The following is an 11,688-nucleotide window of genomic DNA, read 5'->3' as shown; positions in this document are numbered from 1 at the left end:
CCAGCTGGTTTGGGGGGAGTCCGTCATGCGTCTAAGCCTATCGGGCGAGGGGCCCGCTGCGAGCGCAGCGAGTAGTGGGAGCCCGATAGGCGCTATCGGGCGAGGGGCCCGCTGCGAGCGCAGCGAGCGAGGGGGCCAGCTCGGGACGGAATTACTGGTTGCTTGTGGCGGGCACGAGGCGTTCGAGGACATGAATGAGCCGATCCTCAAATCCCCTGCCCTTTGAATCGGTCAGGTTGGCCAGCATCCGCACCACGAACCGCATCAATACCGGGATGGGCATGCCTGTGCGCAAGGCGAGGCGGAGGATGGCGGGCTTGCCGATGAGCTGAGCGAAGATTCGTCCCAGCGTGAAGTGGCTCCCCCACTGGTCCCGGATATACGGCGCGTAACCGGACAGCACAGTGTCCCGCGCAGTTCCGGGTTCCACGGCGAGCGACCTTTCGATGAACTCTGCCGCATACCGGGCGGACTCCATGGCATAGGAAATTCCCTCACCGTTGAACGGCGACACCATCCCGCCGGCGTCACCGAGCAACAACATGCCCGGCGAGTAGTGCGGAGTGCGGTTGAACCCCATCGGCAGGGCGGCGCCGCGGATCTCACCGACCTGGTTGTCCTCGCCGAACCCCCACTCGGCAGGCATCCCGGCAGTCCAGTCGCGCAGTACCTGCTTGTAATCGAGCTTCCCGAACGAAGCTGAGGAGTTGAGGATTCCCAACCCCACGTTCGATGTCCCATCACCCACACCGAACACCCAGCCGTAGCCGGGCAGCGGCTTCCCGGAGGCATCCGGCAGTTCCAGCCAGCCCTCCATCCAGGGGTCGTCATGCCGGGGACTGGTGAAGTAGGTCCGCACCGCAACCCCGAGTGGGCGGTCGTCCCGCTTGGCCATGCCAAGGCTCACCGCCGTGCGGGTCGAATTGCCGTCGGCGGCCAGCACGACGTCGGCGCTCAGCGTCTTCTGCTCGCCCGTCCGCCGGCCGTCAGGACCGAGAACGTTCACGACGACGCCGGTCACCCGCCCGCTGGCGTCCCGTACAGCTTCGGTCACGGAGTGGCCCTCGAGAATCTGCGCGCCTGCGGACCGGGCATGCGACGCGAGCTGCTCATCGAAGCCGAGGCGGGTGCGGATCAAACCGTAGGACGGGAAGTCTGACAGCTCCGGCCAGGGAAGCTCAACGGTTCTCCCGCCGGCCAGCAACCGGAGGCCGACGTTCCGCCGCCATCCGAGTTCCTCGCCGTGCGGGAGTCCCAGGAGCTGGATTTCCCGTACCGCACGGGGCGTGAAGCCGTCCCCGCACACTTTCTCCCGGGGGAAGAAGGTCTTCTCGACAACCGTCGTTTCGATGCCCGCGGAAGCGAGGTAGTAGGCAGCGGTCGATCCGGCCGGCCCCGCTCCGATGATGAGAACTGACACTTAGTTCGCGGCCCTGCTGCTGCGGCGGCGCTGGCGCGTTTGGGAGGCTGCCGCAGTCGTCGTGATGCTGGCTTCCGGCTTGGTGGCACGGTGCACCGCGACGATTCCACCGTTGAGGTTGCGGTAGGCCACCGAGTCCCAGCCGCTGCCGGTGATCCAGGCGGCAAGCTCGTCCTGGTTGGGCCAGGCGCGGATGGACTCGGCCAGGTAGACGTACGCTGCCGGGTTGGAGCTGACTTTGGTGGCGATTGCCGGGAGGGCCCGCATCAGGTACTCGGTGTACATGGTGCGCCAGAGCGGGATGGTGGGTTGGGAGAACTCGGCAATCACCAGGCGGCCGCCGGGCTTGGTGACGCGAAGCATTTCCTCCAGCGCCCTGGCGGGACGGTCCACGTTGCGCAGCCCGAAGGAGATGGTGCAGGCGTCGAAGGAGTTGTCGGCGAACGGCAGGTTCGTGGCGTCACCGGCGATGAAGTCGATGTCCGGGCGCCGGCGCTTGCCTACCCGCAGCATGCCGAGTGAGAAATCACACGCAACCACGTGGACACCGGCGTCGGCGAACGGCTCGCTCGAGGTTCCGGTGCCGGCCGCCAGATCAAGCACCCGGTCACCCGGCTTGGCGTCCACCGCATCGACGACCACCCGCCGCCAGCGGTGGGTTTGGCCCAGCGACAGCACGTCATTGACGACGTCGTACTTGGGCGCCACGTCGTCAAACATGGCAGCAACTTCGTCGGGACGCTTATCCAGCGATGCTCGATTCACCCCGTCATTGTCTCAAACATTGAACAGCTCCCCCAATCACGAGGGATCGGGGGTACTGCGGCGCGGGAGTAGGCTAGGGCATCATGAACAATCCGTCCCCTGTTGCAGTGGCGACACCGCTGAACCAGGTGCCGGCCCTTCGCAGCATCACTTTTGAGCGGGGCGACCTCCAGCTCGACACCGGCCTGCTGGACTACGTGGTGCGCAATGACGTGCACACCTGGATTCGTCGCGGCGGCGGCATCGTGGGCTTCGGTGAGGTCGCGCGCTTTACTACGCATGGACCCGGCCGTTTCGCCGAGGGGCAGGCGTGGTGGCGTGAGGTTGTTGCGGCGGCCGACGTCGTCGACCCTCTCGCTCAGCCCGGCTCCGGGTTGATGGCGTTCGGCTCATTCGCCTTCTCGAAGACCTCCCGCCATCTGTCCCGGCTGATCGTGCCGCGGATTATCGTCGGCAGCCGCGAAGGTAAAGGCTGGCTGACCTACATCACGGACGACGACGGAGCCGAGTTGAGTGCCTCCGCCGCAGAAGCACTGCTGGCTGACTATCTCGATGAAGTCGAACCAGAACGCAAACCCTGCCCGGAGGACCGGCTCGCTCCGGGAATCCTGACGGAACAGCAGTGGATGAACGCCGTCAGTCGGGGCGTTGCGCACATCCGCGAGGGTGAGTTGAACAAGCTTGTCCTGGCCCGCGACGTTGTCGCGGAACTCGGATCACCGGTCTCCACGGCGCAGGTCCTCCGTGAACTCGCTGTCCGGTACTCCGACTGCTGGACGTACTCGGTGGACGGGCTCATCGGCTCGACGCCGGAGATGCTCATCAAGGTTGAAGAACGGACAGCGCGCGCCCGCGTCCTGGCGGGCACTCTTGACCGGTCGACGGAGCCCGCAGGTGAGACCGGCTACGCGGAACGGGTACTGGCCGGCTCTGAGAAGCAGCAGCACGAGCATGAAATCGCCATCGACTCCCTGACCCGGCAGCTGGAGCCGTTCACCCGGACCATGACCTCACACAGTGAACCCTTTGTCCTCGAACTCCCGAACGTGTGGCACCTCGCCTCCGATGTGAGCGCGGAACTCGCTGTTGACAGCGAGGGCAATGTGCCGTCGTCGTTGGCGCTGGTTGAAGCGCTGCACCCAACCGCCGCCGTCTGCGGGACGCCCACCACGGTGGCGGGTGAGCTGATCCGCGAGTTGGAACACCTTGAGCGCGGCCCCTACGCCGGGCCGGTGGGCTGGATGGATTCGGAGGGCAACGGCGAATGGGGTATAGCCCTGCGCGGCGCTGTCATTGAGACACCCACGCGTATCCGGATGTACGCCGGGTGCGGCATCGTCGAAGGCTCGCAACCGGTGGCGGAATTGGCTGAGACGTGGAGTAAATTCCGCCCCATGATCGAGGCCTTGGGCCTCCGGACTCCTGCCCGTTCCTAATCCGATTCGGCCTCAACTGTTGGTTACTAATAGGCAATACCTGTAGCCTGTGATGCACATCTCGATAAAGGCTAGAATCGTCGATGACGTTTCTTTACTTACTCCGTCCCCTGAGCTGAGGTACTGCATGTTTTCGAAGATTTACAGGTCGCTTGCCGTTGTGGCAGTCGGCACCCTTGCACTGACCGCCTGCGGCGGCGGATCCGAATCCGAGGAGGGCGGCGAAGCAGCAGGTGGCTCCGAGCTGAACCTCGTGTCCCCCGGCACGCTCACGGTGTGCTCCGACATCCCCTACGAGCCGTTCGAGTACGAGGAAAACGGTGAGTATGTCGGGTTCGATATGGACCTGATGCGCGAGATCGCCACCGGCCTCGACCTCGAACTGTCCGTTCAGGACGTCGGGTTCGACGGTCTGCAGTCCGGTGCAGTGCTCGCTGCCGGTCAGTGCGACGTCGGCGCCAGCGCCATGACGATCACCCCGGAGCGCGAAGCGAACCTGACCTTCGCCGATCCGTACTACGACTCACTGCAGTCGCTGCTGGTACCGGCCGACTCGGACATCGCTACGCTTGAGGACCTCGCGGGCGAATCCGTGGGCGTCCAGCAGGGAACCACCGGCGAAGCTTACGCCCGCGACAACGTTCCCGGAGATACCGAAGTGGTTGCTTTCCCGAGCGACGCTGAACTGTATGCAGCACTTCAGGCCGGCAACGTGGCAGCGATCCTCCAGGATCTTCCCGTCAACCTGAACCACACGCAGGATGGGGAGTACACCATCGCCGCGGAGTTCGAGACCGATGAACAGTACGGTTTCGCGTTCCCCAAGGAGGGCAGCGAAGCTCTCGTCGAGGCTGTGAACGCCCAGCTTGCTGAGCTGCGGGACAGCGGCAAGTACGACGAAATCTACAACACCTACTTCGAGGAGCAGTAAGCTTCCACGGACTTGCGGCAGTTCCAGGTTCTGGGACTGCCGCAGCCGTGTCCACCTCCTGAAAGATAGGTAAAACACGTGAGACCAACTACCCGCAAGCGCCTGTTCCGCGGTGTCCTCTACGCCATCTTCATCGTCGCCGTTGTCGTCGTCGTTGTGCTGGCGGATTGGGAAGCGATCCGCACCAACTTCTTCAACCTTGATGTGGCGGCTGAGGCTTTTCCCACGATCGTTACCGAGGCGGCCAAGAATACTGTCATCTACACGGTGATAGCGTTCATCGGCGGTATGATCGGCGGCCTGATCCTGGCGCTGATGAAGCTCTCTCCCGTAGGTCCCTACCGCTGGGTGGCCACCGCCTACATCGAGCTTTTTCGAGGCCTCCCCGCGCTGCTCGTGATTTTCGGCTTTGCCTTCGCAGTTCCGATCGCCTTTTCATGGCGTCCGCCGGGGGGCTCGACCGGAGCCGGCCTGATCGCGTTGATCGTGGTTTCGTCGGCCTACATCGCTGAAACTATCCGGGCAGGCATCGAGGCCGTACCGAAGGGGCAGGTTGAAGCCGCGCGCTCGCTCGGCATGCGTCCGTCCTGGACGCTGGTGTCCGTTGTGCTGCCACAGGCGTTCCGGATCATCACTCCCCCGCTGACCAATGAGCTGGTCATCCTGATCAAGGACACCTCGCTCCTCTTCATTGCCGGTATGGCGCTCGGCGACAGGGAACTGACAACGTTCGCACGTGACACAGTCTCTTCGCAGGCGAACTCGACGCCGCTGGTGCTTGCCGCACTGTTGTACCTGGTCATCACCCTTCCGCTCACACAGCTTGTCGCCAAGCTCGAACGCCACAACAAGAGAGGCCGGTAGGTCATGACCGAACGGATCAGGACCGACGTACCCGCCATCGAGGTACGCCAGCTGCACAAGTCCTTCGGGGACAACGAGGTGCTCAAGGGCATCGACTTCCACGTTGACCAGGGTGAGGTGGTGTGCGTCATCGGCCCGTCAGGGTCGGGGAAGTCCACGCTGCTGCGCTGCGTGAACCGGCTGGAGGAGCCTACGTCGGGAACCATCATGGTTGAGGGCATGGACATCACCGACGAAGACACCGATCTGGACAAGGTGCGCACGCGCATCGGCATGGTCTTCCAGCAGTTCAACCTCTTCCCGCACCTGAACGTGCTCCGCAACCTCACTCTTGCGCAGATCCGCGCGAAGAAGCGAGGCAGGGCGGAAGCGGAGGAGATCGCGCGCCGGAACCTCGCCAAGGTCGGGCTCGCCGAAAAGGCGGACGCCTTCCCGTCGCAGCTTTCGGGCGGCCAGCAGCAGCGTGTGGCCATTGCACGTGCCCTGTCGATGGACCCGGACATGATGCTTTTCGACGAGCCCACCAGCGCGCTTGACCCGGAGCTGGTAGGCGACGTCCTGGATGTCATGAAGCAGCTCGCCCGTGACGGCATGACCATGATGGTGGTCACCCACGAGATGGGCTTCGCGCGGGAAGTCGGCGACCGTGTGGTCTTCATGGACGGCGGAGTGGTCGTTGAGCAGGGCAAGCCCGAGGACGTCCTCGGCAACCCCCAGCACGAGCGCACCCAGGGCTTCCTCTCGAAGGTTCTCTAACCGTGATTTAAGGGCCATTCCGAAATGGGTTGGTGCGTGGGAAGATGAAACGCACCAACCCGCTTTGGTCTCCCCTATCTCAGGAAACTCATGTCCGAGCTCGCTACCGCCGGACGTCCGCGCCTGAGGGCGCGGTTCGCCGCCGTCGTCGTTGTTTGTCTCACCCTGCTCCTGGGGCTGCTGACCGCACCGCCTGCAACAGCCGCCCTCCCGGTCAACGATCCCAACAATGTCCAGGTGCTGGTGACCAAGTCCCGGCCCCTGAATCCGCTCAGGTACGTCCCGCCGGACCTCGTGACCTATCCCGGAACGGGCTACGTGCTCCGGCGCGAGGTGTCCGCGAACCTGCAGAATCTTTTCGCCGGTGCCCGCAGCGCCGGGGTTCCGCTTGCCGTCGTCAGCGCCTACCGTTCCTATGACCAGCAGGCCGCCCTGTACAACTCGTACGTGGCCCAGTACGGCCAGGCGGTTGCCGACACCATCTCCGCACGTCCCGGCCACAGTGAACACCAGACCGGGCTCGCCGTCGACGTCGGCAATGCCAGTGGCTCCTGCGGTCTCAACGCCTGCTTCGCCACGACGGCCGGCGGCCGCTGGGTCGCAGCGAACGCTCACCGTTACGGGTTCATCATCCGCTACCCCGACGGGTACCAGCCCACCACGGGCTACACCTTCGAGCCGTGGCATCTGCGGTATGTCGGTCGGTCCGTGGCAACCGAGATGAGGACCCGCGGCATCCCCACCATGGAGCACTACTACAACGGCTCCAACCCATCGATCAAGTATTCCGCCGACCTTGTCGCCGCAGATTCCACGGGCACGCTGTGGAACTACCCGGCCAGCTACCTGAACGGGTTCCGTCCGCGGGGTCGGCTCGGAGCAGGCTGGGCAGGACTGAAGGCGGGTTTCAACACCGATTGGAACGCCGACGGCTACCAGGACATCCTCGCCCAGTGGACCGACGGCAGGCTCACGCTCTACCGCGGACTGCGCGGCGGAGGCTTCCAGGCGCCGGTCCAGATCGGCAACGGCTGGGGCTCGTACGACGTCGTTGTGGGCACCTGGATCCGCGGCAGCCGGTATCCGTCGGTTGTAGCGAAGGACCCCGCGGGAGCCGTGTGGCACTATCCCAATGCGTCCGGGGGCGGCTTCTCCACGTCCGCCATCACGCGGATCGGGCAGGGCTGGGGCGACATGCGCTTGGCCATGGCTGACTGGGACCGCGACGGAAACCAGGACATTCTGGCGACGAGGAGCAGCGGTCAGCTGATGCTTTACCGTTCCAACGGAGTAGGCCGCTTCATGAATGAACCAGCGAGGGCAATCGGCCAGGGCTGGCAGAACATGGACAGTCTCACGGCCGTCTCAGGCTTCCAGGGCCCGGGAACCTACGGACTGCGGGCACGCACGGGAACCGGTGGCCTCATCTACTACCCGATGCCGGGCAACCGGTGGGGAACTGCCTCCGGCATCGGCCAGGGCTGGCAGAGTTACCGGATCTTCCGCTGACGCGGAGCGCAACGAGCGCCAATCAGCGCCCGACGGCGGCAGTCACCGCCTGCTTCACCCGTGCGTGAAAGGAACGCAGCCCGGTACGGTCGGTCCTGACTTCCAGGACCGACCGCCCCCGGATTGGCTCTTCCAGTGCGGCGTCCAGTTCGTCGACGGTGCCGATCAAGCGGTGACTGACCCCGTACCCTGCGGCGAGTGCCGCCAGGTCTGCAGTGTGAGGGGTACCGAACAGGCGCTCGACGGCGGAGCCGTAGCGTTCCAGCGTGGCCGGCTCCCCGTGCTCGAGGAGCCCGAAGATACCTCCGCCGAAATCATTCAGCACAACCACCTGCAGGTCAGGCTCTTCTTCTCCCGTGCCGAGCAGGAGACCGCCGGCGTCGTGCAGGAAGGTGAGATCGCCGACCAGCAGGCGCGTCGGGATTCCGGCCGCCAGCGCAATGCCGGTAGCGGTGGAGACCGTCCCGTCGATCCCTGCCAGCCCGCGATTGGCGTACACCTCAAGGGGATGCCAGTCACCCGTTGCCGCCAGATCGACGTCGCGGATGGGGTTGGACGACCCGATCACCAGGTTCCCCGTGGTGTTTTCCCATACGGCGTCGGCCACATGCAGGCCCGTGAGCGCCGGTTCCCCATCGAGGCGCAGCTGGAGTGCCGCCTCGGCGCGGGCACCGGCTTCCCGCCACTGCTCAAGCCAACCCTCGCTGCCTTTCCCCGCGAAGGCGAGCAACCCCTCGAGGGAGTCGATCAGCCGTTCGCTGCGCCGCCCCTCTTCAAACCACGCCTGCGGTTCGGGAACGTACAGCGCACGTTCGATGTCGGTGCGCGCCATCAGCGCGGCAACCGGCCGGGACAGGGTCGGCCGGCCGAAAACCACCACCCTCTCGATGCGGTCGGCGAAGTGCTCGATCACAAGCCGGTAGGCTCCGATCGCTGACGATCCGAAGCGGGCATTCGACGACGGCTCGGCGAGGAGCGGCAAGCGAAGGTGCTGTGCAAAGACCGCCGCGAGTTCACCCGCTCCGTGCCCCGCAAGCACTATGGTCCGTGTACCGTCGGACGCAGCGGTGGGCGGCGTCGTCGTCGTGGGTTCACTCGGGTCTCGGAGGCTGCTCGCCTTAAGGACCGGAACGGTCGTGGGCCGCTCCGATGAGTCCGCAGTACCCGGCACAAGCGGATCCCGGAACGCTAGGTTCACTTGAACGGGGCCGGCCGGTCCTTTGGCGCCTTGAGCGTCGGCGAGCGCCTGTGCCACAAAGGATGTCGGGTCCGTTCCGGCGGGCACGTCGACGGCGGAGCGGACATGGTGGCCGAAGAGGCCTGCCTGGCGGGTGGTCTGGTTCGCGCCGGTTCCGCGCAGTTCGTCCGGACGGTCGGCGGAGAGGATCACGAGGGGCACTGCCGCGTGGTTGGCTTCCATGACGGCGGGAAGCAGCTCTCCGACGGCGGTCCCGGAGGTCGTGACGATTGCCGCTGGGCGCTGGGAACCGAGCGCCAGACCAAGGGCGGTGAACCCGCCCACGCGCTCGTCCACCCGAACATGGATGCGGAGCTCACCGCGGTCGTTGGCCTCTGCCAGCGCGTAGGCAAGCGGAGCGCTGCGCGAGCCCGGAGCAAGAACGACGTCGGTGATTGAGTGAGCGCGAAGCGCGTGGACAACTGCGCGCGCGGATTCGATCGAGTTCACCATCCCATCCTTGCACTGATGCACCGACGCTTGGCCGCGCACAACAGTTAACTCGCGGTTCACCTGTTGGTCCTTGGACCGACAGGTGGGGCTGGCACCCTCGGACTCGACCGTACTCCTTTGGAAGGCTTGACTCCCCCATGACAATCGAACCCCGGCGCCGTTTCCTCCCCATGCTCGACCATGTGAAGGGCAAGCGCAGTGCCGTCACCTGCGCGCTCAAGTGCGACAATGCCTGCGCTAAAGCTGTCTGCAACACGTCGAACAACAGCTACATGCGGGATATCGTTTCCGCCGAATATTCACGCCGAAATGTTCTCGGTGTGGGTGCTGTCGGCGCGCTGACCCTGCTCCTTGGTGCCAACGCCGTCAATCAGGCACCGTCCGCGGCAGCTCAGGGACTCTCCCCCGCCGCGAAGGCAGGCGGGCGCCTCAGCTTCTCCGCTATTGCCCCAGTGCCAGCATCCGTTGACGAGTTCACTGTCCCGAAGACCTACTCGTGGGAGCCCATCATCCGCTGGGGCGACCCCATCCTTCCGGGTGCCCCGGAGTTCGACCCCAACAGCCAGACCCCGGAGTCACAGGCCGGCCAGTTCGGGTACAACAACGACTACCTGGACATCCTGCCGCTGGACAAGAAGAAGACCCGCGCTGTCCTCGTTGCCAATCATGAGTACACCAACGAGAACATCATGTTTGCTCCCGGCACCGATGCCGCCACCATCCGGGCGATCGCCAAGAATGCCCACGGCATGGCGGTCGTGGAACTCGAGCGCAAGAACGAGGGCTTCCCCTGGAAGTACGTGCGCGGCGCCAGGCTCAACCGCCGCATCACCATGTCGACTCCGTTCACGCTCTCCGGCCCGGTCGCCGGATCGGACCTCGTCAAGACAGCAGCGGATCCCGAGGGACGGACTGTTCTTGGAACCCTGAACAACTGCGCCGGTGGAACCACTCCGTGGGGCACCATCCTCTCCGGCGAAGAGAACTTCCAGGGCTACTTCAAGGTCACCGCTCCCACTGCCGAACAGCGCCGTTACGGGATGACCAACCCCAACCCCGGACGCGGCTGGCACCTCGACGAGCCACGCTTCGATGCTTCGACCGAGGAGTACAAGAACGAGCCGAACCGCTTCGGCTACATCGTCGAGCTGGACCCGATGGACCCCAACTCCACTCCGGTCAAGCACACCGCCATGGGCCGCTTCAAGCATGAGGGCGCCAATGTCCGGGTCAACGATGATGGCCATGTAGTCGCCTATATGGGCGACGACGAGCAGTTCGATTACCTCTACAAGTTCGTATCCCGCGACAAGTACATCGAGGGCAACCGCGAGCACAACAAGACCCTGATGGCCAACGGTGACCTCTTTGTTGCACGCTTCCGCGGCAACTCCGAGGCCGAGATCGACGGCTCGGGCGCAGTGCCCTCGGACGGCGCATTCGACGGCACCGGCGAGTGGATCCCGCTGACCCGCGGCGGACGCAGCGCTGTCCCGGGTATGAGCACGGAAGAAGTACTTGTCTACACGCGGCTTGCGGCTGACAAGGTCGGCCCCACCAAGATGGACCGCCCGGAGGACGTCGAGCCCAACCCCGTCACCGGCAAGGTGTACGTCGCCTGCACCAACAACTCCAACCGCGGTGTCGGTACACGCGCGAAGGCTGACGAAGCCAACCCGCGCACCCAGAACCGTGACGGCCACATCGTTGAAATCACCGAGACGAACAACGACGCCACGGCTTCCACGTTCAACTGGAACCTGCTGATGGTGTGTGGCGATCCTGCGCAGGGTGACGTGACGTACTTCAGCGGATACCCCGTTGACCAGGTGTCTCCGATCTCCTGCCCGGACAACGTCGCGTTCGACTCCGTGGGCAACCTCTGGATCTCGACCGACGGTGCGCCGTCCGGCATCGGATACAACGATGGCCTGTTCAAGGTCACCCTCGAGGGCCCCAACCGCGGCAAGGTTGAGCAGTTCCTCTCCGTGCCGCGCGACGCTGAGACCTGCGGACCCGTCATTCATGACCAGGAAGGCATGGTCTTCGTCGCGGTGCAGCACCCGGGTGAAGACGGCTCGTGGGGTAACAACACCTCGCTGTTCCCCTACGACGGAACCGGCCTCCCCCGCCCGTCAGTGGCTCAGGTCTTCCGCGGAAAGAACGGCAAGGGTCTGCGCAAGTAGCCTCTGCGCGGACGCGGCCGGGGTATGCGGACATCGCATACCCCGGCCTTCGCCGTTAAGCCCCGGACGCAAGGATGGCGTGGACGCGCCGCAGCCGGTTTCGCCACCACTCGACGCGGTCGGCCGGCGCA

The 11,688-nt window shown here is 64.9% G+C and carries 9 protein-coding genes; 6 read left to right on the top strand and 3 right to left on the bottom strand.

The features are described 5' to 3' along the window. Positions 1 to 151: 151 nt before the first annotated feature. Together RIF85_RS09110 and RIF85_RS09105 are read right to left on the bottom strand one after the other, a co-directional pair. Complete coding sequence (locus tag RIF85_RS09110; protein WP_309071595.1) at positions 152 to 1,420, bottom strand: geranylgeranyl reductase family protein; 1,269 nt, start codon at positions 1,418 to 1,420, stop codon at positions 152 to 154. Continuing rightward, positions 1,421 to 2,185: a demethylmenaquinone methyltransferase gene (locus tag RIF85_RS09105; RefSeq protein WP_309071594.1), complete on the bottom strand. Its 765-nt coding sequence runs from the start codon at positions 2,183 to 2,185 to the stop codon at positions 1,421 to 1,423. 83 nt (positions 2,186 to 2,268) lie between these two features. On the opposite strand from RIF85_RS09105, the gene RIF85_RS09100 reads away from it, so the two are divergent. The 5 genes from RIF85_RS09100 (at position 2,269) to RIF85_RS09080 (ending at position 7,681) form a co-directional block, all read left to right on the top strand. Then, positions 2,269 to 3,621 (top strand): isochorismate synthase, encoded by a 1,353-nt coding sequence (locus RIF85_RS09100; RefSeq protein ID WP_309071593.1) that lies wholly within the window; start codon positions 2,269 to 2,271, stop codon positions 3,619 to 3,621. A gap of 127 nt (positions 3,622 to 3,748) precedes the next feature. Next, positions 3,749 to 4,552 (top strand): transporter substrate-binding domain-containing protein, encoded by an 804-nt coding sequence (locus tag RIF85_RS09095; protein WP_309071592.1) that lies wholly within the window; start codon positions 3,749 to 3,751, stop codon positions 4,550 to 4,552. 78 nt (positions 4,553 to 4,630) lie between these two features. Then, positions 4,631 to 5,416 carry an amino acid ABC transporter permease gene (locus RIF85_RS09090; RefSeq protein ID WP_309071591.1) on the top strand — a complete coding sequence of 262 codons (786 nt, stop codon included), beginning with the start codon at positions 4,631 to 4,633 and terminating at the stop codon, positions 5,414 to 5,416. Positions 5,417 to 5,419: 3 nt separating this feature from the next. Further along, on the top strand, positions 5,420 to 6,172 hold the full coding sequence (locus tag RIF85_RS09085) for an amino acid ABC transporter ATP-binding protein (protein ID WP_309071590.1): 753 nt from the start codon (positions 5,420 to 5,422) through the stop codon (positions 6,170 to 6,172). A gap of 90 nt (positions 6,173 to 6,262) precedes the next feature. Beyond that, complete coding sequence (locus RIF85_RS09080; protein WP_309071589.1) at positions 6,263 to 7,681, top strand: D-alanyl-D-alanine carboxypeptidase family protein; 1,419 nt, start codon at positions 6,263 to 6,265, stop codon at positions 7,679 to 7,681. Positions 7,682 to 7,703: 22 nt separating this feature from the next. Here RIF85_RS09080 and menD read toward each other — a convergent pair whose 3' ends face one another. After that, a complete protein-coding gene (gene menD / locus RIF85_RS09075) occupies positions 7,704 to 9,371 on the bottom strand; it encodes a 2-succinyl-5-enolpyruvyl-6-hydroxy-3-cyclohexene-1-carboxylic-acid synthase (protein ID WP_309071588.1) in 1,668 nt (555 codons plus the stop codon). A 137-nt stretch (positions 9,372 to 9,508) separates the two neighbouring features. Here menD and RIF85_RS09070 point away from each other — a divergent pair, with 137 nt between their 5' ends. Then, on the top strand, positions 9,509 to 11,557 hold the full coding sequence (locus RIF85_RS09070) for a PhoX family phosphatase (RefSeq protein ID WP_309071587.1): 2,049 nt from the start codon (positions 9,509 to 9,511) through the stop codon (positions 11,555 to 11,557). Positions 11,558 to 11,688: the final 131 nt, after the last annotated feature.

Source organism: Arthrobacter sp. (genome assembly GCF_031179385.1).
Lineage (GTDB): Bacteria > Actinomycetota > Actinomycetes > Actinomycetales > Micrococcaceae > Arthrobacter_D.
The sequence above is the reverse complement of the archived record's forward strand: the minus strand, read 5'-3'. Positions and strand labels throughout refer to the sequence as shown.

Excerpts from the sequence above, each read along its gene's own strand:
- RIF85_RS09100 (WP_309071593.1), top strand. The coding sequence starts at position 2,269 with ATGAACAATCCGTCCCCTGTTGCAGTGGCGACACCGCTGAACCAGGTG.
- RIF85_RS09095 (WP_309071592.1), top strand. The coding sequence starts at position 3,749 with ATGTTTTCGAAGATTTACAGGTCGCTTGCCGTTGTGGCAGTCGGCACC.
- RIF85_RS09085 (WP_309071590.1), top strand. The coding sequence starts at position 5,420 with ATGACCGAACGGATCAGGACCGACGTACCCGCCATCGAGGTACGCCAG.
- RIF85_RS09080 (WP_309071589.1), top strand. The coding sequence starts at position 6,263 with ATGTCCGAGCTCGCTACCGCCGGACGTCCGCGCCTGAGGGCGCGGTTC.
- menD (WP_309071588.1), bottom strand. The coding sequence starts at position 9,371 with ATGGTGAACTCGATCGAATCCGCGCGCGCAGTTGTCCACGCGCTTCGC.
- RIF85_RS09070 (WP_309071587.1), top strand. The coding sequence starts at position 9,509 with ATGACAATCGAACCCCGGCGCCGTTTCCTCCCCATGCTCGACCATGTG.